We start from the raw sequence: 24,273 nt of genomic DNA on the forward strand, positions 1-24,273 counted from the left end.
GTCGATACGAACCGTAAAGGAGGCTATTTGTCAGAGTTCGGCGGCTCTGCCAAGCCCACTTCGACTGCGTGCAACCGGACTGAGCGCGTGGTCGACGGCGGTCAGAATGACTCCGAGGCCGAAAAAAACCGCGAGCAAGCCGAACGCGTTGAGAGAAACCCGTTCAATCCCAAGCTTCTCGGCATCAATGAACGGATAGGGGTAGATCCCAAAGGCGATGCCTCTTGCCATGCTGTAAACGAAAAACAGGATTGGATAGATGAGCCAGATCAGCGGATCTGTCCATCGCAGGCTCCCCTTCGGGAGAAAGGCCAGCCAAAACATCGGATAAAAAAACGGAATAACGTCATGAAGCACAATATCAGCTAAAAGCTGCGCGCCTTGTGGATGCCAGAGATGCCGAAGGAGCGCCGCATAAACGAGGCCGACCACGACGACATAAATGACCAGCGCCGATCTTAAGCTCGGGCGGACCTGAATTTGCTCCGCCTGCGGCGCCGTTGCTGCGATGCTGGCGACGACCGTGATCGCCACATTGGTTTCGGTGGTGAAGTAACTGAAGAACTGAACCAGATGCGAGGTCACGGATTCGTTCCGTGTGAGCGCCTCCTCAATGTGGAAATAGAACTCGGTGCCCAGGGCAAACCAGCCAAGGAAAGCGATAATTGCCGCGCTGATGCGTTTTGCGTAGAACGGCTTTGCATTATTGTCTGGCAAATTCAGGTCAGCGGCGCCATCCATGTCGCCCATCCTCCACCATCTCGGATTGTGTCACCTTTGCTAAATATGGAGGTGACCCGAATGTTCCAAAAAGCCAGATCGAGGATCACACCGTGTTCTTGAGTGTGAACCGCCTTTTGCGCCTGCTCGATGCAACTTTTATTGGCTGACATCCCCGACGATGTGCCAAAGGTCACAAAGACTTGGCTGGGAGTCCTTCATTCTGAAACCGCCGGATATTGCCCGGCGCCCGCTCCGGCCGGACCCCTAGTATGAATTGTCCCCAGACCATTGCTATTCGCCATGCCAGCGCGCTCGCAATTGCGGGCCGAGAATTGCGCGCCGATCGCGAAATGGATCCCGCAAAGGTAACGCTGCCAAGCGAAACCACTCTGGCGTTCAAGGCTGTCGAGGGAGCGGATTTCGGCAGCCCACCGGGGTTTTGGCTGAAGTGAACCCTCAAGCACTGGGGAATTCACCGTTTCTTCGAAACCGGCTACATTCCGAATCTTCATTAGCGCGCGTGAGAGCCGCAAAGTGGTGGCGTTTCGCATGAACTGGTTTCGAAGACGCGGCCTTTTTGGGAAATACGTCATATCCTTCGTCGGATTGGTGGCTTTCGTGCAGGCGATCAGCGGCGCGGTGGACATGTGGATCACCTATCGCGACACCCAGAAAACTCTCATCCAAGCGCAATCCGACAAAGCGGACATGGCGGCGCGCCGGGTCGAACAGTTTATTGCCGAGGTCGAGCGGCGGATCAGCTGGGCGGCGCGGCCGACCACAGCCAGCGTCGACCAACGCCATGGCGATTATGTTCGCATCCTCGACACGCCGGGGATCGCCGAGGTCACCCATATCGGTGCAAACGGCAAGGAATTGATGCGGGTCTCCCGCAAGGGCACGAAAATGGGAGGTGGCGACGATTGGACCTTGGCCGCAGCCTTCCGCGAGGCCCAAACCGATTCGGCGTGGATCGGGCCCGTGGCCTTTACCGACGCGGGCCCGCGCTTGCAAATCTCCATGGCGCACCCCGAGCGCACCGGCGTGACGATCGCCGAAATCGAGCTGAAATTCTTGGCCGATCTCTTGAAGGGGATTCAGGGGTCCGAGGGCATTTCCGCTTACATCACCACAAACAACGGGATCCTTATCGCTCATACCGATACGGGGTTGCGGCACCGAAATCTGGATTTGTCGAAACTGCCGCAAGTAGCGGCGCGAAAAAAGTCAGAGGAAATCGGTGTTGCGCAAAATCTCGATGGCGGCTCGGTTTTGTCGTCATCGGCTACGATCCCCCGGATGAACTGGCTGTTGTTCGTCGAGCAACCCATCGAGAAGACCTATGGCCCGGTCTATGATCATCTCATTCGCCTGAGCTGGCTTTTTGTGCTGGGGTTGGTCCTCAGCGCCGCTGTTGGGACGCTTCTCGCCCGCAGGATGACCGTCCCCATCAAGGCGGTGCAAGCGGGGGCTGCGCGCCTCGCGGCAGGAGATTTCAACCAGGAGATAAAGGTTCGCACCGGAGATGAAATTGAAATCCTTGCGGATGAATTCAACCGCATGGCCGGACAATTGCGCGAATCCTACGCACGCCTCGAACAAAAGGTCGAAAACCGAACGCGCGACCTCGCCCAATCTGTACGTGAATTAAAAGCCTTGGAGGAAGTCGGCCGGGCTTTGGCGGGTTCGCTCGAACTCAAGGATGTCCTGGCCACGATTCTGACCCGCGCGGTCGAGCTTGTCGGCGCGGACGGCGGCGCCGTCTACAGCTTCGATCGCGAGCGAAGGGCTTTCAATCTCGCCGGAGCGCATGGGCTCGACCCTTCTTTCGTCAATGCGCTGCGCGAGGTGCGAATGACCCGGCTTGACGGCCTCTTGGCCGAGGTCGCCGACCATGGTCGACCGGTGCAAATTCCAGAAATTGCGGAGACCAATGGATTTCCCTTGAAAGCGGCGACGCTTGCGGCCGGCTTCAGATCGGCGCTGGTTGTTCCACTGGTCGGGCCCGACGGCGTTCTCGGCGCGCTGCTGGTCGAGAGCCGGAGAGTTGGGCGATTCGCCGCCAACAAAATCGGACTGATGCAGACATTTGCTCACCAATCTGTGCTGGCGATGCATAATGCGAAACTGTTCCGGCAGTTGGAAGAGAAAAGCCGGCAGCTTGCCCGCGCGAGCGAACACAAATCGCGTTTCTTCGCCAATATGAGCCATGAATTGCGGACTCCGCTGAATGCCGTCTTGGGCTATGCGGAACTCTTGCAGGACGGTCTCTATGGAGAAATGCCAGAGCGAGCCAAACAGGTTCTCGAGCGCGTGCAAACAAATGGCGCGCATCTGCTTGGCCTCATCAATGATGTGCTCGATCTCTCCAAACTCGAAGCCGGGGAGCTATCTCTCGTGCTCGACGACTATTCGATGCAGGCCATCATCGACCAGGCGGTGAGCACGACCTATGCGCTGGCTCACGCGAAGGAGCTCGACGTCACCCGGGAAATCGACGGAGAACTGCCACTCGGTCGCGGCGATGAAAGGCGTCTAATGCAGGTGCTTTTGAACATCGTCGGCAACGCCATCAAATTCACCGACAAGGGCGGTGTGACGATCCGCGCGCGTGCCATCGGCGGCCATTTCGAGATCGCGGTTGAGGACACGGGCCCCGGTATCGCACCGGAAGATCAGGCCCGCATATTCGAGGCTTTCCAACAGGGAGACAATACCAACACCAGGCTGAAAGGAGGGACCGGGCTCGGTCTCTCGATCAGCCGGCGTTTCATTGAAATGCATGGTGGCACGCTCGAGGTCGCTTCAACTCTGGGCGTCGGATCGACGTTTACGATCACGCTTCCAATCCGAGTCGATCGGCAAAAGGCGGCGGCGTGAAAAAGCGCATTCTGATCGTCGAAGACACCGAGGACAACCGCGCGATCTTGCGCGACCTCCTGACCTTCAACGGCTTCGATCTCATCGAAGCGGCCGACGGCGAGGCGGGGGTTGCGATGGCGATCAAACACAGGCCAGATCTCATTCTGATGGACATACAACTGCCCATTATGAATGGTTATGAAGCAACTCGCCGGATCCGGGCTGTGGCCGAACTGCGCCATGTTCCGATCATCGCCATTACCTCCTATGCGATGGCCGGCGATGCCGTCAGGGCGATCGAAGCAGGCTGCACGGCCTATGTCGCCAAGCCGTTCAGTCCGCGCGCGGTTCTCGCGCGGATCAAAGAATATATCCTTTGAGGGGGCGCGAGCCACTTGCATAATCCGGCGCGTATCCTGGCGATCGACGACACTCCGGAGAATTTGGAAATCGTTTCCATGCGTCTTTCCGCGCATGGATATGAGATCGTGACAGCCGCCGATGGCGAGGAAGGTCTCGCCAAGGCCCGCGCTCTTCGCCCCGATCTCATACTCCTCGACATCATGATGCCGAAGCTCGACGGCATTTCGATGTTGAAGGAATTGAAACGCGACGAAAGCCTCGGTTTCATTCCGGTGATCTTGGTGACGGCGAAGGCGGACCGCAGCGACATTGTCGCCGGATTGGACGCCGGCGGCGATGATTATCTGACCAAACCCTTCGATCAGGCGGCCTTGGTGGCGCGGGTTCGCGCGATGCTGCGGATCAAGGCTCTGCATGACATCGTTCAGGAACAAGCCGCGACGCTTGCCCTTCAGACGAAAGAGCTCGCGGCCTGGAACACGACCCTCGAAGGGCGTGTCGAAAGACAGGTCTCGGAGATCGAGAGAATGAGCCGGCTGAAGCGGTTTCTGTCCCCGCAGATTGCCGATCTTGTCGCGGCGAGCGGCGACAGCCAAAATCTGCTCGAAAGCCACAGGCGTGAAATCACTGTGCTCTTCTGCGATTTGCGCGGGTTTACGGCGTTTACCGAAAGCGCCGAGCCTGAAGAAGTCATGCAGGTCCTGCATGAATATCACAAGGTCTTGGGTGCCCATATCGACCGATACGAGGCCACCTTGGAGCGATTTGCCGGGGATGGACTGTTGTGCCTCTTCAACGATCCGCTTCCTTGTGCCGGCCACCCGGAGCGGGCCTTGCGCATGGCCCTCGATATGCGGGCGAGCATGTTCGAGCTTGCCAAACTTTGGCGCAAACGCGGACATGACCTCGGCTTTGGGATCGGGGCCGCGCTTGGGTATGCCACGCTTGGCCGGATCGGCTTCGAAAGGCGGTTCGACTATGCCGCCGTCGGCAGTGTCATCAACCTCGCCTCGCGCCTCTGCGACGAAGCCAAATCCGGCCAGATTCTGGTCGACTCGCGGGTTTTCCATGCGGTCGAAAATGCGGTTGCGGCGCGAGCGTTGGAACCGATGCAGCTCAAAGGCTTTCGACGCCCGGTCGAGGCGTATGAAATCATCAAACTGACAAGCCTTACCTCGGGTTGAGAACCTGGAGGCCTTGGGAGGCGCAGTTTTATTCCGCCGGCCGCCGGACCGAGCCTTGCCCTTCCGTTTTGGCCGCCGGCTCGGCCGGCGTTTCGGGTGTGCCGTTCCGCTCAACGACGAAGCGGCGCCAGAGCCGCCAGATCGCCCCGCCGATGTCGTCCATCATCGCGAAGAAGGCGGGAACGAACAGAAGCGAGAGAAGCGTGGAAACGATCAGGCCGCCGATGACGGCGATCGCCATCGGCGAGCGAAACTCGCCGCCCGGGCCGATCGCGAACGCGCTCGGAAGCATCCCGGCGACCATCGCGACCGTGGTCATGACGATCGGGCGGGCGCGCTTCTTCCCGGCTTCGACAATGGCGATCGTGCGCTGCATGCCAGCCGCCATCGCCTCGATCGAGAAATCGACCAGCATGATGGCGTTCTTGGTTACAATCCCCATCAGCATCAAGATACCGATGATGACGGGAAGGCTCATCGGCCGGCCTGTCAAGAGCAGGCCCAAAATTGCGCCGCCGATCGAAAGCGGCAGGGAAAATAAAATCGTGACGGGCTGAAGAAAACTTGCAAACAGAACCACAAGCACCGCGTAGACCATGATCAGGCCGTCACGCATCGCATCGGTGAAGCCCTCGAACAATTCGACCATCGCCTCCGCATCGCCGGATTTCTCGATCCTTATTCCCTTGGGCGGATATTTCATCAAGGGCAGATCATAGATGGCTTTCTCGGCGTCGCTGAGCGCCGCGCCGCTGGAAAGATCGGCCTGAATAGTGGCTTCCCGTTCGCGATCATAGCGGCTGATACTGGCCTCGCCTTGACCGAGCGCGATTTCGGCGATGGTTTGGAGGGGAACAGCGCCGCCGTTGCCGGTTGGCACTTTCAGATTTTCGAGAACCCGCCAATCGGTGCGGGCCTTGGAATCCAGTTGCGCCCGGATCGGGACCAGCCGGTCGCCGGCGTCGAAATGGGCGAGAGCAGGGCCGACATCGCCGATCGTCGCAATCCGCAGCGTATCCGAAAGCGCTTCGGTCGAAACCCCGAGACGCGCGGCGAGATCCCGGTTGGGCTTAATGACCAGTTCCGGTCGCTCCAGCGACGTCGATGCGATCACATTGACCAGCAGGGGGATCGGTTTCATCTGGCCGACGAGTTCGGACGCGAAATTTGCGACTTCAAGCGCATTCGAGCCGGTCACGACATAGGACACCGGACGCTGTCCGTAATCATCGACAAACCAGCTGCGGATATCGGGGACGTTTGCGAGTTCCTTGCCGATTTCGAGTTCCAGCTGATGAACGCTCTTATCGCGATGGGATCGCGGTACGTAGTTTAGAACGAGTTCCGCCTTGCGCACATCGGCGGTATTGGGTGGAATTCGACCGCCGTTGATAAAGACATGGGTGATTTCGGGATATTTGTGGAGGCGCCCGACGATCGTGTCGGTGACGGCTTGCGTTTGGCTCAGGTCGGCCCCCGAGGGAAGTTCCACCGCCAGATGGGAGCGGGCCGAATCCTGCGTCGGTTGAAAATCGGTTCCCAGCAGTTTGGTGCTCAGGATCGAGAGCGTGAAAAGCACCAGGCCGATCGCAACCGTCCGGTACCGGTTTTCGACCGACCATTCGACAAGCCGGCCGTAGCGGTGCGTGAAGGGTCCCTCGCGCAGGTGCTCATGTCCGCCGCGCGCTTTGAGAAAATAAGCGGCGAGCATCGGCGTGATCAGCCGCGCCGCGAGCAATGAGAACAGGACTTCGGCGGAAACTGTCAAGCCGAACTGCTTGAAATATTGCCCCGCGATATTGCTCATGAAGCTCACCGGAACAAACACCGCGACAATCGTGAGGCTGATGGCGATGACGGCGAGACCGATCTCATCCGCTGCCTCCATCGCGGCCTGATAGGCCGATTTGCCCATTCTCATGTGACGGACGATATTCTCGATCTCGACGATGGCGTCGTCGACAAGAATGCCGGTTGCAAGCGTGATCGCCAGGAGGCTGACCAGATTGAGGGAAAAGCCGAGCGCATCCATGACGAAGAAGGCGGGTATGATCGACAGAGGCAAGGCAACGGCGGTAATGATCGTCGCCCGGAAATCCCGGAGGAAAACGAACACGACGATCACCGCGAGCGCCGCACCCTCGAACAGCGTGCTCATGGCCGCGTGATAATTGCCCATGGTATAGGCCACGGAGCTGTCGATCAGCTTCAAGGCGACATCCGGATGGGCCGCTTCGAGCTCGTCGAGGCGCTTTTGCACTTCAGCGGCAACCGTGACATCGCTCGCTCCTTTCGAGCGCATGATGCTGAAAGCGACGACGGGCTCGCCGTCGAGCCGCGCGAAGGTCCGGGGCTCGGCGATCGTGTCGGTCACGAGGCCAAGATCATCGAGGCGTACCGTTCCGCCGTGCGGCAAGCCAAACATGGTTGCCGCGAGTTCGCCGATGCTGCGCGCTCCGGCAATGGTGCGGATCGATTGATCCTGACCACCAAGTTCGGCGCGTCCGCCGGTCAGATCGACATTATTGCCGCGCAGGCGCCGGCTGACGTCGGCGGCGGTCAGACCGAACGCCAAAAGGCGCGCGGGATTGAGAGAAATCAGAATTTCCCGATCGACACCCCCGACACGCTCGACGTTACCCACGCCGCGTATTTCGAGCAGTTTGCGTTTGACGATATCGTCGACGAAATTCGACAATTGCTCGGGCGTCCGGCCTGGCGCGATCGCGGCGTAGGTGAGAATACTGGAGCCCACGACCCCGACTTGCCGGATCAACGGCTCACCGATGGAACGCGGCAAAGATCCTCTGATTCGGGTGATCGCGTCTTTGACGTCGTTCAAGGCGCGGTCCGTCTTCGTGTCGAGCGCGAGCGTAATGGTCGTGGCCGAGACGCCATCGCTCACTTGCGACATAATATGGCGCACGCCCTCGACGCCGGAGACCGCGTCCTCCACCGGTTTCGTGACCTGCGTTTCGAGCTCTGCCGGGGAAGCGCCGAACTGGCTGATGACAATGGTGATGATCGGCTGATCGACATTGGGCAGGAGGGTAATCGGGAGTTTTTTGAAGCTGGCCGCGCCCAAGACGAGGAGGACCAGAGCCAGCACGATCGCGGGCAGCGGGCGTTTGATGGACCATGCAGAGACATTGATGGCCATCAGTTGTGCCCCACGGGTTGGCCTGCTTCCTCGCCGAATACGGGCGCGACTTCATCGCCATCCCTCAGTGAAGTGCCCGCATGGGCGACGACCAATTCGCCGCCGCGCAATCCCTCCCGGATTTCGGCGTCGCTGCCGGACAACAGTCCGACCCTGACCCTGACCGTTTCGATGACATGGCCGCGAACGACCTGGACGCTGGTCCCGTCGGTCTTGTAAAGGACCGCCGAACGAGGCACGGAAATGCCGCAGCTCTTCTTCCCGTCGATCGTCGCCCGCACGAAAGCGCCGGCACGCAGTGTCGGATCCGGTGTGATCGCAATGCGGACATGCCCCATTTGCGTGGCAGAGTTAATTTCCGAGCCGATCTTGCGCACCTTGCCGCTGATTTCGCGTCCTCCCATGGTTTCGATATGCACGCCCTGGTCTTCCTTGATGTCGGTGAAGTAGATGCTCGAGACTTCCGCATCGACCTCTAAGATCCCGCCAACCGCCAATTGAAACAAAGGTTCGGCCGAAACCGATGCCGCTCCGCCAATTCGGGCGCTGGATTTGATGATGGTCCCGGCAGCCGGTGCGCGCAGAAGAATAGAGGAGGCCAAGCCGGCGGTCGGGCCGGCCCGGTTTTCCTTCCCGATGCGGCCAAGGCGAGCCACGGGCTGGTCCTCGGCGACTGAGTCGCCTTCGTTTGCGAGAACTTCGGTGACCTCGTACCCCTCAAGCCCAGGATTGACGACCGCGCTGGTGCGCGGCACCAGATATCCCGTGACTCGGGCGGATGCCAGAAAGCAGGCTGGGGTCGCTTGCGCCACAAGGACTCGCGTGCCCGTCTCCGCCGCGCAAATGGCCGCCGAATGGTACAGCCAGATTGAAACCCCCGCTAAGGCGTAACTCAACCGGCCGTGGCGACTAAGAACTCGGGGAAACTTCATGCAATTGGCTCACTGACAGGCTTGATGAGCGGCCCTTTGCGCCGCGGCAACTGGCCGGACCAGTTCGGCGCGCAAACCGCCACAGTGCCAGGTGGTCGGGACTTTGGCGGCATATTCCGATTTCGTCTTGCTGGGAAGCCACAAAGTTGACCCAGCTTCGCCCAAATTAGGAGGAAAGCCGCCGCCAAAAGCAAGCGCTTCACCTGGGGCTGGCCCATTTTTGACTCTTTTTCGGAAGCTTAATGGGTTCCCCTGAAGCGCTGAGGCAAGGCAGGGATCGAAGCCGCGCCAAGAAGATTTTTCGCCTTGGTTCGCCGCGCAACCTATGTCTTGGGTGCAATGAATGTCTCAACTCAGCCAGGGTCAAATCCAACCCGGAAGCGATAAGGGAACCGTCAGCGGGCGCAAAGTTCTCTGCGTTTTCCCGCGGTATGTTCCCTCGTTCGGCACGTTCGAATACGCCTATCCCTTGACCGACGGGGTTCGCGCGTTCATGCCGCCCCAGGGGCTTCTGGTCATTGCGGCGGTTCTGCCCAAGAATTGGGAAGTTCGATTCATCGACGAAAATATGAGTCCCGCGACCAGCCAGGACTTTGCCTGGGCGGATGTGGTCTTCGTCAGCGGAATGCATATCCAGCGCCGAAAAATACTGGATATTTGTGCCCGGGCCCATGCCTTCGGCAAGGTAACGGTGCTCGGTGGCCCGTCCGTCTCGGCCTGTCCCGAACATTATCCAGAGTTCGACTTTCTGCACGTCGGTGAGCTTGGCGACGCAACCGAGGCGCTGATTGCGCGTCTCTCTCAGGACGTGTCGCGCCCGAGCGAGCAGATCATATTGTCAACGAAGCTGCGCCGCGACCTTTGCGACTTTCCGGTGCCGGCTTATGACCTCGCCCGGATCGACCGCTATTTTCTGGGCAGCATTCAATTCTCGAGCGGCTGTCCGTACACTTGCGAATTCTGCGATATTCCGGGGCTTTATGGGCGGGTTCCCCGCCTCAAATCGGCCGCCCAGGTGATTGCCGAACTCGACAAGCTTCTCGCCTGCGGCGTCAACGGTTCGATCTATTTCGTCGATGACAATTTCGTCGCCAACCGGCGTGCCTTGCGTGATCTCCTGCCGCATCTCATCCAATGGCAAAAGCGCAATGGCTATGCCGTCTCGCTATCTTGCGAGGCGACGCTCAACATTGCCCGCTCGCCGGAAATCCTCCGCTTGATGCGGGAGGCGGCCTTCGACACGATTTTCTGCGGAATCGAGACGCCCGAACCCGAGGCTTTGAAGGCCATCGATAAGCAGCACAATATGATGGTGCCGATTTTCGAAGCCGTGCAAGCCATCAATCGTCACGGGATGGAAGTTGTCTCGGGAATCATACTCGGTCTCGATACGGATACGAAAGACTCGGGCCAGGGCATTCTCGATTTCCTCGAGCAGTCAAAAATCCCGATGGCCACCATCAATCTTTTGCAGGCCCTGCCGCGCACGCCGCTTTGGGACCGCTTGCAACAAGAAGACCGGCTATTGGACGAGGAGGAATGGGCGCGCGAGTCGAATGTGGATTTCAAGCTGCCCTACGAGGACGTGCTTCGGATGTGGCGGACCTGCATGGGCACCGCCTACCAGCCGCAAACTTTGTTCGCCCGCTATGAACATCAGATGCGCGCCACAAGGCCCAACCGGCTGAAGCGGCCAAAAAGCCGTCAACGTCTTTCAGGGCGCAACATTGCCAAGGGCCTGGCGATCTTGGCACGGCTCTTCTGGTTCGTCGGCGTGCGCGGCGACTACCGGCTCGTTTTTTGGAAGTTCACGCTGGCCCGCTTGATGCGCGGCCAGATCGAGCCAGTCCTAAGCGTCGGCCTCTGCGCGCATCATCTCATCATGTTCGCGCGCGATGCGTGCGAGGGCAGAGGCAACGCATCGCATTATTCGGCCAAGGCGAGCGCGCTGGAACTTGAGGGATTTTTGCCCGCGCGGCATGCCTGACCCGCCTTTGGCGATCTTTGATTGCAGTCTGTGGCCGTGACGCAACAGGGCTGAACAATCAAACGCCGCCACAAGCTTCGTCTTGAAGCCAGGCATCACCGCAGATATTGCGGTAAGCCTTTAAAATCATAGATAGCTTCGAATTTTTGGGCAAAGGGACCCGAGCGGCAGCGTTTGCGCTCGCTCCGCGGCCCTCTACACCCGCATGGCGCCACCGCAACGGACAAGCTAAGGTCAGGCTGAATCATTGAGGCGAGCGATGGGCGGACGTGCCTTTGACCATAAAAACAGGGCAGGGGCGCTCCTCGGCGGCGTGGCTCTCAGCCTTTTCTTGCCGTTGTCCCTCGCGCGTGCCGCCTGCATTCCTGTTGGGTTAGGTCCCCTGACAATCAATTGTACGGGGACTTCGAACTACGCGTTTCTTCCCTTTCTCCCTTTTATCTTTAACGTTCAGGTGAACATTGGGGGGCCAGGCAACATTCCCGCTCTGATTACGACCACTCCTCCTAATCCGCTCTTTCCCAATGCGGTGGATCTTACGGTGCACACGCTCGGACCCTTCGGGAACGTCGCATCGGTGGATACGGTCAATGGCGGCACTCCGAGCACCATTATTGGTACCAACGATGGTATCAGGCTGGAAGGACTCAACGGTTCAGCGCTTTGGATCGGGCAGAACTCCTTAGGCGGCAATGGCCTCAACGCCAATGTGACGGGCCAAACGGGTCATGGCATCGAAGCTCTGACCGACACCAACGGACAGATTTTGATCACCACCGCGCCGGGCACGACCGTGTCGGGCGCTGCGGAAGGCATTCGGACCTCGGCAGCAGACGGCGCGACGTTCATCACGCTGAATGGCAATGTGACGACCAGCACCCCAGCCAGTTCTTTTGATGTTCACGCGATCTCGACCGGCTCCGGATCCATCACGATCGGGGGATCCGGAAATGCGACCTCTGGCGGGATCAAAGCTGAGAGTACTGGCACTGGCACCGGCGCCATCATTATTCAAGGCTCCGGCAACACCGTCGATCTTCAGAATAGCGCAGGAATTTTCGCGGTCATTTCCAACGCGGCCAGCATCGCTCCCATCCTGATTACCAGAAGCGGTTCCGTTTTTGGAGCGGTTGATGGTATTCGCGCGATCTCGCTCGGCTCCGGGCCGATCAGCGTGGTCGGAACAGGTCCGATCACCACGGCCGCCGGCGACGGCATTTTCGTGGAGGCGGCTGGCGGCCTAATAACGATCGCCCCCTCCTCCACCGTATCTGGCGCCCTCAATGGGATCAGGGCGATCAACGTGGGTGCCGGCGATATCAATGTCACGACAGCCGGGCGGGTCACCGGGGCCAATGGCTTTGGCATCGCTACGCGGGCCAATACCGGCTCCACCTCCGTGACGATCGGCGCCAACAGCATAGTTTCGGGAAATGGCACCGTCGCGGGACAGTCCGGTACCTTCGCAATGCAGCTTCTGAGTTTCTCCGGCAACCAAATCTCGCTCGTCAATCATGGCACGATCAATGGTAGAGTTTTCGTCGACGGTACCGGCGATCCGACCATCGATAATGCCGCCACCATGAATGGCGGACTTTCGATCGTCGGCGATCTTCTCCTCAACAATTCCGGTCTTTTCAACGGCAATGTTTCGGCAACCGGCCTGTCGACGATCAATAATTCGGGCACGATCAGCCTGATCAATGGAGTGCCGACCGACGTGATGTCGGTCACGAACTTCAACGGTCTCGGCGGCAGGTTTGCCATCGATGTCAGTCCCTCGACCGGTACCGCCGATCGTCTGGCGGCACAAACATTAAGCGGCGGCACGTCGATTGCCGTCCACATCGTCGGGCCACCTGGACTGATCAGCACCCCGATCCCGGTGATCAAGGCGGGGCTTCTGGCTCCCGGAACGAGCATAACTTCGGACAGTGTCACCGGCCTCATCGACTATAGTATTATTCAAACCGGCGATACGTTCAGTCTGATCTCGACGGTCAACACCAGCAAGGCCTCGGCAACGCCCGCGGGAATCACCGCCGTCGTCACCGCGCTTAACACTGGGTTTTTCCAGGCCGCCAGCGCTTTCCTCGCCGAGCCGCCAAATCCCGTCGCTAATCAGATCAATGGCGGCCCTTGGATTCGGGTGGCCGACGGGCAAAATGACGTCAGCGCCTTGACCAGCGCCCAAAATCCGACCGCTGTCTCGACCGCTCCCTCAAAAGTCCGCACCAATTTCAACGGGTTTCAAACCGGCCTCGACCTTGGCGTGGCAAATATAGAGGGGACAGGCTGGAATACGCATCTGGGCGTGACCACCGGTCAGGTCGTCTTGCGGACCAACGATCTTTTGACCACCAATATCAGCAGCGATGTTCAGGTGCCCTACCTTGGGCTCTACGCCGCGGTGACAGGCCATAATTTCTTCGCCGATATTTTGGTCCGCGAAGATTTGTATCGGATGAATCTGATCAACCCTGGCGCGTTTCTGCAGGGCAACAGTCTCGATGGGCGAGCGGTTGCGGTCGATGCGTCGGCTGGATACCGGATCGACCTCCCGTCCTCGTGGTTCGTTGAGCCCTCCGGCGCCTTCATGTATTCAAAGCTCAAGGTCGATACCTTGCGCGTCGGACTCGACGAGACCGGCACGTCCTCCGCCAATCTGGTTTTCGATCCATTCACCAGCGTCCTCGGGCGTCTTGGGGTGAGGGCCGGGACAAGCTTTGTGGTCAATTCGTTTCAACTCGCCCTCCAGCCATTCGTCACCGCCAGCGTGTGGCGCGAATTTGCCGGCAATACCCGTTCCTTTTTTACAACCGCCGAGACCTCGGTTCCGCTGTCGATTTCCCGCGTGGGGACATTTGGCCAGGCGGGTGTCGGTATCTCGGGTCAGGTCCTGCAGTCGGGTTTCCTCGGTTTCGTGCGCGGCGATTACCGTTTCGGCGACCATCTCACCGGTTATGCTCTCGTCGCGGGTCTTCGCTACCAGTTCTGAGATCCGCTGGAAGCACTCCCGGCCTTGTGACAAGATGTGTGGGGAAGGGGAACCAGATGTCGAGGCGGCTTCGGGAGATGCGGCTTTCCCGTGCGCGAGCGCAGCGCGCGGACGGTGCTCCCGGCGCGCCCGAAAAAGGCGAACTCTCAGCCGAACAGGCGAAGGAACTCGAAGCTCTCCGCAAGAGCATCGACGATGCGGCTTCCGTCGGCACCGGACTGTGGCTGAGTTATTTATTTGCGCTGTTTTATATCGGCATCGCCGCCGGCGGCGTCAGCCATCGCGATCTGCTGCTGGAAAACCCGGTCAAACTGCCGTTTCTCGGTGTCGAACTGCCGCTTCTCGCTTTCTTCTTTTTGGCGCCAATCCTGTTCATTGTTTCCCACGCCTATACCTTGCTGCATTTTGTTATTCTTGGACAAAAAGCCGGCGAGTTTGAGCAGAAGCTTCCGCCGTCGCCAGAGCTAAGCGAAAAGCTGAGGCGGCAGTTGCCGACCAATATTTTTGTGCAATTCCTCGCTGGGCCGAAGGAGATCCGCGAAGGAGGTTTGCGGCTGCTGGTGAAGACAATCGTCTGGAGCAGTCTGATGGTCGGACCAGTTCTTTTGCTGCTGCTGCTTCAGGCGCAATTCTTGCCCTACCATCGGGAGACGATCACCTGGGTCCATCGCCTTGCCGTGCTTGCCGACATCATTCTGCTTTGGCTGCTTTGGCCAGCCGTGCTCGACAAGCGAAGCAGGCTGACCTGGCCCCACCTTTGGCGATATAAAAGCATGGCGCTCTTTAGCGTCGCTTGCGTCGGGCTTGCGTTCACGACCGCAACATTTCCGGGAGAGGGGATGCACAAATGGACGGGTGATTGGCCGCTGATCCCGCCCAATCGCCTGACCAAAGCGCTCGGGCAGGACGGCTGGACCTCGGTTCACAATCTCCTGTTCAACGGCAGGGCCGATCAGGCAAGCCGCCGGCGGTTAAGCCCCTTTTCGACGACGTTGGTGTTGTTCGATGCTTTCGAAAAGGAGGCCGGGCCGCAAAAGCCCCTGGTCCTGCACGGCCGCAATCTTGTGGGTGCAATTTTTATCGGGAGCAATTTGCGCGGCGCCGATCTGACCCAAGCCAATCTTCAGGGCGCCTCGCTTCATGGAGCCCATCTTCAGGAGGCAACGCTGGACGATGCCGAGCTTGCCAACGCATGGCTCGACGAAAGCGAGCTCCAGGGGGCTTCTCTCGACCGGGCGGGGCTAGAGGGCACTGTGCTCGAAAATGCACAGCTGCAAGGCGCGTCGCTGGAGAACACAAAGCTACAGGCGGCGTCGCTGGCAGGCGGTGCGCTTCAGGGTGCGTCGCTGGTCGGAGCGCGTTTACAAGGGGCTTCGCTTGCGGGCGCCGATTTTCGGGGCGCAGTGTTGGATCGAGCCAATCTACAGGGCGCCGTTCCGCCGCAGGGGTTCAAGCAAACCCTCGGCCAGCTCGAGGGCGTGCAACCGAGCCAAGAAGGCGCCAGCGCCATCTGGTTCGAACAAACGCGGCTTCAGGTTCCCGCTGTTGCGGGACCGCAGTTTCAGGGCGCGTCACTTTTGGGCACGCGGATGCAGGGCGCATGGTTGGAAAATGCGGTTTTCAAAGCGACACGACTGACCGGTGCGGATCTTTGGCGCGCCAATCTCGGAGGGGCCTTGTTCGAAAACATCCTAAAGCCGGATCTAAGTGGCGGAGCCAAACCAGCCACGTCTATTTCTCGATTTCCGTGGCTGCGCCCTTGGACGGAGGCGAATTATCTGGCCCTCGAAAGAGCGATTGCCAACGTGCCCGAAGGGGGTGGTCGTGACGCGGCCGAGAGGCAAATCGAAGTCTTGAAAACGCCCGCCCAAAGCAAAGCCAAATTTGAAAACTCGGACGGAGAAATCAAACGCGCGACGATCAAGCCGCAGGCCTTCGAGCAAGCCCTATTTCTGGAATTGAACGGGCTGGTTTGCGGCGGCGATCCCGATGCCGCCTATATTCTGCGCGGCCTCATCGAGAATGGGCGGATCGCCGCGACCGGCGCGAAAGTGGACAATCTGGTCAATCTTATCCTCGATGGTAAAAAATGCCCGGTCTTCGATCTGCTCACTCCGGCCGATAAAATGGCGTTGCAAAGACTCGCCAAAGCGGTGTGGCCCGGTGAACCCGCGAATTGACGTCAAAGCGGAGATGGTCAGGCTCGCGCGAGCCCAAACTGCTTTAAAAACTTCATCCGTTCCATTAGGCTTGCCGCTTCATGCCGAAACTGCTTCAGCCCATCGCCCCGCAAGACGGACGCCAATCCGAGACGGCGCTCTTTGTCGCGCGGGGTACGCGGCGGCTGCTGCGGCGCCTTAACTTTTCGACCATTACGGAATTGCCGCTGCTTTCCGGGCGCCGCGCCGATATCGTCGCTTTGGCATCCGATGCGACGATTCATATCGTCGAAATCAAATCCTCGATCGCCGACTTTCGCGCCGACATGAAATGGCGCGACTATCGCGCCCATTGCGACCGGCTTTATTTCGCCATTCCCGAGTCGGTGCCCGTCGAAATCATGCCCGAAGATGCGGGCCTGATCATGGCCGATGCCTATGGCGCCGAAATCGTGCGGGCGGCTCCAGAGCATCGAATCGCGGCGGCAACGCGGCGTGCGGTTCTCATGCGGTTTGCCCATGCGGCCGCCCATCGCCTGCATGGGCTGAACGACCCGGAGGTTTTGGGACTTGGACCCATCGGCTGATGCCGGGGACTTACGCAGCTCCGGCGACGGCGCGCGGCGCCGCATTGGCCGGGTGAACCTCGGCTTCGGTTTCCTTGATGCAAAATGTCACGGCTTCGGCGAGTTTGACCGCGCAGAAATCGGCATTGGTCTCCGCACATAGCTCGCCGGTTTTGGTCGGGTCGCTTTGCCAGAATCCGCCAAGAATTTTAATTCCCGGCAGGCGGCGGCGCAGCCTGCGAATGGCGTAGCGCGCACTTGCCGGGCTCACATCGGCATCGAGATAAGAGAGGCAGATGATTTTTGCGCCCTCGCCGGATAGGCGCGAAATTCGGCCAACCGTAAGCGCTCCAGGCGGCTCGATCTTGGCGCCAATGCCGTGTTTTTCAAGAATCTGCGCAAATAATGCGCCGGCGGCTTCATCGATGGGGCTACGGCCCGCGATACAGAGGACAGGCTTTTGGTCCAGGGCGCTGTTTACATTGCCCGGTAGGGCGTCGGGCGGCGTTTCGGCGTTCGGCAAGGATGCCGCGTCGGAGCTCCGCAAAGCATAAGGGTGAGATTCGCTCGTATCGGCGGCGGGTTGTTCATCGACGTGGTCCGATAAATCCTCGATGACCTCATCGATGGTATCTTTGACCCGTCGCTGCCGTCCTTCATCGAGCACGCCGCGTCGCAGATCGGTCTGCGCCATCATCAGAGCCGGAAGGGCGACCTCGTCATAGTACGCGATCAGCGAATTTTTCTTTAAAAATTCTTCGGCTTGATCGGCAACTTCCGAGGCATCCCCGACCAGCATGCGCTGATAAAAGCTTTCCACCGGAGTCAAAGCCGGGGCATCACCCAAAATGACGTCCAAAAAGTTCAACTGCTTCACATGTCGTCCGAGCACGACGAGACAGACCGTGAGCGGCGTCGACAGAACCAGTCCGACCGGCCCCCAAAGCCAGGTCCAGAATGTTGCCGAAACCACGACAGCAATCGGGGAAATGCCAGTGTTGTGACCATAGAGCCAAGGCTCGATGACCTGTCCGACCAAACCTTCGACGATCAGAAAAAGCGCGAAAGTTTCGAGCGCCATCGCCCAACCCGGATCGACCGCCGCAGCCAACGCGATGGGGAAACCCGCGGCGATGAAGGCGCCGATGTAGGGGACGAAGCGCAAGAGAAATCCCATGATGCCAAAAAGAATTGGACTTGGGACCCCGATCAGATAGAGACCTGCCGCGACAACGGCGCCAAAGGAGGCGTTGACGAGTGTTTGAACCAGGAAAAACCGGCTCAGCCGTCCCGCCGCATCATTCATTGCCAAGGTCGTCCGCTGCAGGTCGTCAGAGCCGACCAGACGTATGAACCGATTGCGGAGATCTTCGCGCTGCAAAAGGACGAACACAACGAAGACGACGACAATGCCGATTGTCTCAAGGGGCGACAGCGCCGTTCCCGCAATGGTCTGCAAAATGGTGAAAGGTCCAGGGGAGGGCTGATGGACCTCGACCGGAATCGGACGCTGCTCTTCTTCCACCTTCGCCGGGGCGGAGTCTTGCCGCTTTGCGGGCGCAACCTCTTTATGGGGACGCATCGGGTTGGCATCACCCAGGGATTTGAGGGCGGCCGCGGCCTTTTCGAACAGTGCGTTGCCGGCAGTCGCATCCCGCAATTTGGCAATCTTTGTGGTGACCGTCGCCTGATATTTGGGAAGGTCGATCGCCAACTCGGATACTTGTCGGGTCAAAACCGCGCTGACCGCGAAAGCAATGACAAGCGCCGCAAACACAATCGCCAAAACCGATATGACACGATTGACGCCCCAGCGTCGCAGCAGGAGAATGGGCGGGGATAAAACAAAACTGAGGACGATCGCGATGGCGATCGGCACGAAGATGTCGCGGCCGAAATAAAGGGCGCAAACAACCAGCGCTAGCACGACCGACCTGGACAGAATTTCGAGCGAATGGGAATTTGGATAGCCGCGGTTCGCTTCGGCGACAGGGTCCTGAAGGATATTGCTCATCGCCGATCCGTGAGAGTTGAATTGTCGGCCACGACCAATAGCGTTGACTCCGGCGCGGCTGAAAGCCTTAAGCCTGAAGCGAACTCCCGGCCTGAATTTGATGCCCGAAATGAAACGCCCGCTCAACGCTTGAGGTTCCCGCACTTAAGGTTCCCGCCCTTTGCGCCGGAGATCGGTAGAGGAAAGCCTTCAGGCAATGATGTCGGGCGTGAGCTGATCTTCCAGGAAAGCCAGTCGGTCGCGGAGAACAAGCTTGCGTTTTTTAAGCCTCTGGATTTGCAGCCGGTCGGAAGTGCCGAGGTGAAGCAGCGCTTCGATCGCGGAATCGAGGTCGCGGTGCTCCTGACGCAGGTGCTCAAGTTCGGCCTGCAACATCGCGCGTTCTTCCTCGCTCAAGCCTGTCATGAACGGCCGCTCTCCAGGTTGGTGTAAGGCTGTGTGTCTATTTTAGCGCAAAGGCGGGAGTGGCTAAAGAACGCGGCGAATAATACTGGGAAGTTTTGCTGGAGGGACGACGGCTGGGGCGTTATGTCCTTTGCGCCCGGCGCCACCCATTGCGCAGCTTTGGCCCGGCCGGTCTGCAAGGCCTTTCCGGCCTTTGTTAGGGTCCGGGGAGTCACAAAAATTCATCTGCACGGCCTGTAAACAGGCTTCGCGAATTCCAAATTCTATGGCAGAATTCCATTCATGTGTGAGCTTTAAAAAGGAGTTCTGCATGTCACGTGAGACTCATTTGGCCGCGCTCGGTCAGCGTCATGAGGCGCTCGACAAGGAAATATCGAAAGAACTGGTTCACCCCGCCAAGGACGAGCTGAAACTGGCCGAATTGAAACGGCGAAAGCTGCAGCTTAAGGATGAGATCGCCCGATTGCAAGGCGCACCTTCCCCCACATTGCATTAACAATTTTCCAAATCCGCTTTTCCGACCCTCCCGGCATGGGAAGGACCCGGTAAGCTCGGACTCCGGGCGAGAGCCAAAGGCAAGCGATCCCTTGCCGTGGATCGCCCGCCTTCGACAGACTTTCCTTAGTTTCTCCCGGATTTTCGCGTTAAAAGCCGCCTGAGGCGAGACGGCGCTTGGCGTGCCGCCTCGACATCGCTAGGATGTCGGCGGCTCCACAAAGCACCCGTAGCTCAGCTGGATAGAGCGCTGCCCTCCGAAGGCAGAGGCCAGGGGTTCGAATCCCTTCGGGTGCGCCACTTCGGAATACGCTATCGACGCCAAAAGCCGCCGATTTCCCGATGCAAGCCGTCAAGTTGCATCCGCAGACCGCGGGCCTTTATCGATTTGATGAAAGCCCCCCGCGACAGCAGTAACCATCGAGTCACCGTCGATGCCGACAAAGTCGCCGGCCCGTCCGACCGTTCAGGCGTCCTTGACCGGGTAGGCTGGGCGGTAGCCCTGCTCAGCGTAACCTTATCGCCCCTCGGCGTGGAGCAGCCGGAAAGCGAGCCACAGCTCGGGCTGATTGTTGATTTGTCCAGGTTATACGGTGAACTTGGTCTGACGCAGCGGGGCGCGGTGAGTCGTGGCTGGCTAAGCTGTCACTGATAACAAGCCGGAGGGGTGGGCTTGGTCACCCCTCCTGCATCGTACACATCGTCTACTTCGTCGGACCAGCGTTGCGAGCGGAAAGCCTGCGCGATCGCCACAGCACGCGCTGTCTGCACGGCATCCAGTGATTTCGCGGCGCTTTGGTCATCGGCGAATTCCGTTTCGACGACTTCGGCGCACGCCCTCAGCGCGGTATCCAACAACGTGGCCTTGGGATAATCCTGTCCGGAGCGGCCCCCGTAAGCGCGGTAATCACAAGCGCAAACCATCATCAACAGCTTGAAAAGGTCCGGGGCGGCAAATGCCCCCAACCTGTCCAGCATCAAGGCGACAGGTCCGGCGCGCACCTCCGACACGCGGTGCACGCGCTCGCATTCGGCAAGTGCGAGGAGAGCAAGATCACGGCAGTCCGCCGGGACCTCGAAGCGGCTGCAGATCGCTTCGATCCGCGGGCGGCCGCGCTCAATATGCCGATAATGGACCGGCAAGTGCTCGCGTGGCGAATCCGCCTTGCCGACATTCATCACCAGCAAGGAGAAACGCACCGCCAAAGGCGCGTCGCATTCCGCCGCCTCGGCAAGGCTATTCAGCAAATGATCGCCAAGGTCGACCTCCGCTGGATCGTCAGCGATTTGGGGGACCCCGAACAGGGCTGCAACCTCCGGCAGCACTTCTTGGAGCGCACCGCATTGGCGCAAAGCCTGGATCATCTTGGCGGGTGAGCGCGCCATCAGGCCGCGAACCAGCTCCGGCCACATTTTGGCGGGCGCCGTGTCAACCAGTTCGCCGGCCTCCACTTGTTCGAACATGGCGTCGAGCGCGTCTTCATCGAGCGCGTCATTCCCTTCGGCGAGCAAGGCCGCCAATCGCAGGATGCCGAGTCCGGGATGCGCTTGCACCAAGTCCGCAGGAAGGGGGGTCAATTTGCGAGCCATTGTGAAGGGATAATCACACGTTCAGAATATCAAGACAATGTTCCGGCGGCCGCCGAAACAAGGTCAATCTCCCGTGATCATGACTTCCGGGATCTCCTCCGGATCGGGGATATCGAGCCCATCCTCTTCCGCCAGTTCAACTCCCGTCAGGCACACATCTCCATCGTCGATCACCAGCGTGATGGGAGTCAGGCTCTGGCCCTGGCAGGGCCCGATAAAGCAATGGCCCGTATCCGGATCGAATTGGGCACGATGATTGCCACAGGTAATGAAATTGCCTTCCTCGTCCAGAAATTCGCCCGGCCTCGTATCCAGGCGCAAGCCTTGATGCGGGCAGGCATTTTCGAAGCCGAAGAATTGGTTGGCCTTGCGCGTGATCAAAATCGGCCACGGCTTGGCCACATTGGCGTCCCCCGCCCGCATCAGAACAAATCCTCTTACTTGCCCGTCGTCGATCTCGAATGTCCGACATATCGCAAAAAGCTCATTCATCAGCGGATCCCTTTTGGACAAAGTTGAACACGTCGGCTGCGGAGACGCGGAACAGCCGTTTCTGAAGCAATTGGCGAACCAACAACCAGCCGCGGCCTCGGCGGTTGAACCGGCCACTTCCGTTTCCGTCCGAACCACCGATCCGGTTGGGAATTGCCGCCGCTTCGCGGATGCCGGCTTGCCCCGGCTTGACCAGGGGGATCCGAGCCATCCCGGGATGATCGGAAGGCGATTCAACTCCCGGCAAGTGAAGGCGTTCGATTCATGACGAAATTGCGAAAGGAATCGGTGTGCGGATAATCGAGGTTGATCCTATAGAGCGAGGTTTTGTCGTCGGTCAGCGGGCACTGGCATCGACCGACGTTCGGGCCAAGGCCCAGGATCCCGCTTGCTCCTGGATTGCGTAATAGGGCGTCTCCACAGCGATCATAAAGTTCGAACCTCCCATCAACGCTGCGCTTCTATGCAAGGTCCACCCCGCCAGCTCTTGCAATCGCCAATTGGCATATTACGATTATCATGCGACCAGAGCGGCGCTAATTAACCCAGGGCCGCCCTGCTTTCAAAATCATGCATCCGCGCGCCAACCCCCACTTTACTCGGCTGGGTCATGTCCACGATCGAGACTCGCCGCGACCAGATGTTTCCAAAACTCCGGCAGGAGGAGATCGACCGTCTCCGCCGTTTCGGCGAGGTCCGGCGCTACGCTCCAGGTGATCTTTTATTTGTCTCGGGCGAACAGAGCCCTGGCATGTTCGTCCTCATTGCCGGGACCGTGGCGGTCAGCTCGCGGGACGGTTTGGGCCATGTCATCCCGATTGTCGAAGAAGGACCGGGCGAGTTCCTTGCCGAAGTCGGACAATTGTCGGGCCGGCCCGCGCTCGTCGACGCGCGTGCCAAAACCGATGTCAAAGCGCTTCTCATTTCTTCCGAGCAGCTGCGTAGCCTCATCGTCGCCGAAGCCGAACTCGGCGAAAAAATCATGCGCGCGCTTATCCTTCGCCGGGTCGCCTTGATCGAGAATGGCGCCGGCGGTCCGATTCTCATTGGGCCGGCATGGAACCCCGACATGATTCGCCTGCAGGGTTTTCTTGCCCGCAACGGCTACCCGCATCAGGCGCTTGACCCGGCCGAGGATGCCGACGCGCGGGAGCTACTCCAACGTTATACATCGAACCCTTCAGATCTGCTTCTTGCCATTTGCCCCGATGGAACCGTGCTCAAGAATCCGAGCCCCACGGAACTCGCACGCTGCCTCGGTATGGTGAGCTGCGATTCGCCGGACCGAACTTATGATGTCGCGATCGTCGGCGCCGGGCCGGCGGGTCTTGCGACCGCCGTTTATGCCGCCTCGGAAGGTCTGTCGGTCATCGTGTTCGACGCCTGCGCCTTTGGCGGGCAGGCCGGCGCGAGCGCCCGCATCGAGAATTATCTCGGATTCCCGACCGGCATCTCTGGCCAAGCGCTCACCGGACGCGCCTTCGTGCAAGCCCAGAAATTCGGGGCGGAGATGGCAATTCCAACAGAAGTCACCGGGCTTGATTGCAGCGACGCCCCGTTTTCCTTGGCCTTGGCCGATGGCCGGCAAGTGAAGGCGACAGCGGTTGTGGTGGCTGCCGGTGCGCGCTACCGGCGCCCTTCTATTCCCCGTCTTGAGGAGTTCGAGGGCCGTGGCATTTGGTACTGGGCGTCCCCCATTGAAGCCCGCATGTGTCGGCAGGAGGAGGTCGTGCTGGTCGGCGGAGGCAATTCGGCCGGGCAGGCCGCCGTTTTTCTCTCCGGCTTCGCCGCCAAAATATCAATGCTCGTGCGCGCGCCCAGCCTCACATCGACCATGTCGCGCTATTTGATCGACCGGATCGCGGCGCAGGCGAATATTGAGCTTTCGTGCAACACCGAAATCGTCGCGCTCGCAGGCTCAAGCGAAGGGCGGCTCGAACTCGTGCGCTGGCGGCATGCGCCAACGGGCGCTGAAACGGAGCGGCCAATCCGCAATGTGTTTTTGTTTATCGGCGCCGACCCGGCGACCAATTGGCTGCGGGCCTGCGGCGTTGGGCTCGACGAAAAGGGATTTGTCAGAACCGGTCCTCAAGCGGCGACGGCCGACGCCTCAACGGAGGGGCCACGCCGCAAACCGCTCCCGCTCGAATCGAATGTTCCGGGCGTGTTCGCTGTCGGCGATGCGCGGGCCGGCTCGGTGAAGCGGGTTGGCGGCGCCATCGGCGAGGGTGCGGCTGCAGTCGCGCAAGTCCACAGTTTTCTCAAATCGATGTCCGGTGGCTGAGCGCATCGCACACCCGGCCATGCGATTAAAGTTTGGTCGCTCCAACATTAGTCTTCGCC

At 59.6% G+C, this 24,273-nt stretch carries 19 protein-coding genes and 1 tRNA gene; 12 read left to right on the top strand and 8 right to left on the bottom strand.

Annotated features, from left to right (window positions below; genetic code table 11):
* Positions 1–30: 30 nt before the first annotated feature.
* Positions 31–750, bottom strand: a complete 720-nt coding sequence (locus tag CU048_15380) for a hypothetical protein (GenBank protein ID QBR72433.1) — start codon at positions 748–750, stop codon at positions 31–33.
* Between the two features lie 242 nt (positions 751–992).
* Here CU048_15380 and CU048_15385 point away from each other — a divergent pair, with 242 nt between their 5' ends.
* From CU048_15385 to CU048_15400, 4 genes are all read left to right on the top strand, one after another.
* On the top strand, positions 993–1,175 hold the full coding sequence (locus CU048_15385; protein ID QBR72434.1) for a hypothetical protein: 183 nt from the start codon (positions 993–995) through the stop codon (positions 1,173–1,175).
* A gap of 97 nt (positions 1,176–1,272) precedes the next feature.
* Positions 1,273–3,603, top strand: a complete 2,331-nt coding sequence (locus tag CU048_15390; protein QBR72435.1) for a histidine kinase — start codon at positions 1,273–1,275, stop codon at positions 3,601–3,603.
* Positions 3,600–3,965 carry a response regulator gene (locus tag CU048_15395; GenBank protein QBR72436.1) on the top strand — a complete coding sequence of 122 codons (366 nt, stop codon included), beginning with the start codon at positions 3,600–3,602 and terminating at the stop codon, positions 3,963–3,965. Before CU048_15390 ends, CU048_15395 begins: the two co-directional genes overlap by 4 nt.
* 15 nt (positions 3,966–3,980) lie before the next feature.
* Positions 3,981–5,132, top strand: coding sequence for an adenylate/guanylate cyclase domain-containing response regulator (locus CU048_15400; GenBank protein QBR72437.1), 1,152 nt, complete (start codon positions 3,981–3,983; stop codon positions 5,130–5,132).
* Positions 5,133–5,160: 28 nt separating this feature from the next.
* Here the strand turns inward: CU048_15400 and CU048_15405 are convergent, their stop codons facing one another.
* Entirely contained in the window at positions 5,161–8,292 is a 3,132-nt protein-coding gene (locus CU048_15405; protein ID QBR72438.1) for an ABC transporter permease, read from the bottom strand.
* Positions 8,292–9,224, bottom strand: coding sequence for an efflux transporter periplasmic adaptor subunit (locus tag CU048_15410; GenBank protein QBR72439.1), 933 nt, complete (start codon positions 9,222–9,224; stop codon positions 8,292–8,294). Before CU048_15410 ends, CU048_15405 begins: the two co-directional genes overlap by 1 nt.
* 343 nt (positions 9,225–9,567) lie before the next feature.
* On the opposite strand from CU048_15410, the gene CU048_15415 reads away from it, so the two are divergent.
* The 4 genes from CU048_15415 to CU048_15430 all read left to right on the top strand — a co-directional run bounded on the left by CU048_15415 (position 9,568) and on the right by CU048_15430 (position 16,955).
* A complete protein-coding gene (locus tag CU048_15415) occupies positions 9,568–11,211 on the top strand; it encodes a B12-binding domain-containing radical SAM protein (protein ID QBR72440.1) in 1,644 nt (547 codons plus the stop codon).
* A 259-nt stretch (positions 11,212–11,470) separates the two neighbouring features.
* Complete coding sequence (locus CU048_15420; GenBank protein QBR72441.1) at positions 11,471–14,209, top strand: hypothetical protein; 2,739 nt, start codon at positions 11,471–11,473, stop codon at positions 14,207–14,209.
* A gap of 56 nt (positions 14,210–14,265) precedes the next feature.
* Complete coding sequence (locus CU048_15425) at positions 14,266–16,389, top strand: hypothetical protein (GenBank protein ID QBR72442.1); 2,124 nt, start codon at positions 14,266–14,268, stop codon at positions 16,387–16,389.
* 80 nt (positions 16,390–16,469) lie between these two features.
* On the top strand, positions 16,470–16,955 hold the full coding sequence (locus CU048_15430; protein QBR72443.1) for a DNA repair protein MmcB-related protein: 486 nt from the start codon (positions 16,470–16,472) through the stop codon (positions 16,953–16,955).
* A gap of 10 nt (positions 16,956–16,965) precedes the next feature.
* Here the strand turns inward: CU048_15430 and CU048_15435 are convergent, their stop codons facing one another.
* Positions 16,966–18,948: an AI-2E family transporter gene (locus tag CU048_15435; GenBank protein ID QBR72444.1), complete on the bottom strand. Its 1,983-nt coding sequence runs from the start codon at positions 18,946–18,948 to the stop codon at positions 16,966–16,968.
* A gap of 189 nt (positions 18,949–19,137) precedes the next feature.
* The gene (locus CU048_15440) at positions 19,138–19,353 is read right to left on the bottom strand and encodes a hypothetical protein (GenBank protein ID QBR72445.1); all 216 of its coding nucleotides are present in this window, start codon (positions 19,351–19,353) and stop codon (positions 19,138–19,140) included.
* A gap of 310 nt (positions 19,354–19,663) precedes the next feature.
* Here CU048_15440 and CU048_15445 point away from each other — a divergent pair, with 310 nt between their 5' ends.
* From CU048_15445 to CU048_15455, 3 genes are all read left to right on the top strand, one after another.
* Positions 19,664–19,849: a DUF465 domain-containing protein gene (locus tag CU048_15445; GenBank protein QBR72446.1), complete on the top strand. Its 186-nt coding sequence runs from the start codon at positions 19,664–19,666 to the stop codon at positions 19,847–19,849.
* 222 nt (positions 19,850–20,071) lie between these two features.
* Positions 20,072–20,148, top strand: a tRNA-Arg gene (locus CU048_15450).
* A 91-nt stretch (positions 20,149–20,239) separates the two neighbouring features.
* On the top strand, positions 20,240–20,500 hold the full coding sequence (locus CU048_15455) for a hypothetical protein (protein QBR72447.1): 261 nt from the start codon (positions 20,240–20,242) through the stop codon (positions 20,498–20,500).
* Here the strand turns inward: CU048_15455 and CU048_15460 are convergent.
* The 3 genes from CU048_15460 to CU048_15470 all read right to left on the bottom strand — a co-directional run bounded on the left by CU048_15460 (position 20,494) and on the right by CU048_15470 (position 22,141).
* Entirely contained in the window at positions 20,494–21,438 is a 945-nt protein-coding gene (locus CU048_15460; GenBank protein ID QBR72448.1) for a tRNA nucleotidyltransferase, read from the bottom strand. The two genes, CU048_15455 and CU048_15460, sit on opposite strands and share 7 nt — an antisense overlap.
* Before the next feature lie 63 nt (positions 21,439–21,501).
* Positions 21,502–21,930, bottom strand: a complete 429-nt coding sequence (locus CU048_15465; protein ID QBR72449.1) for a (2Fe-2S)-binding protein — start codon at positions 21,928–21,930, stop codon at positions 21,502–21,504.
* Entirely contained in the window at positions 21,923–22,141 is a 219-nt protein-coding gene (locus CU048_15470) for a hypothetical protein (GenBank protein ID QBR72450.1), read from the bottom strand. Before CU048_15470 ends, CU048_15465 begins: the two co-directional genes overlap by 8 nt.
* Positions 22,142–22,540: 399 nt before the next feature.
* Between CU048_15470 and CU048_15475 the strand changes: the two genes are divergently transcribed.
* The gene (locus tag CU048_15475; GenBank protein QBR72451.1) at positions 22,541–24,214 is read left to right on the top strand and encodes a thioredoxin reductase; all 1,674 of its coding nucleotides are present in this window, start codon (positions 22,541–22,543) and stop codon (positions 24,212–24,214) included.
* Positions 24,215–24,273: the final 59 nt, after the last annotated feature.

Source organism: Beijerinckiaceae bacterium, assembly GCA_004564215.1.
Classification (GTDB): domain Bacteria; phylum Pseudomonadota; class Alphaproteobacteria; order Rhizobiales; family Beijerinckiaceae; genus Methylocapsa.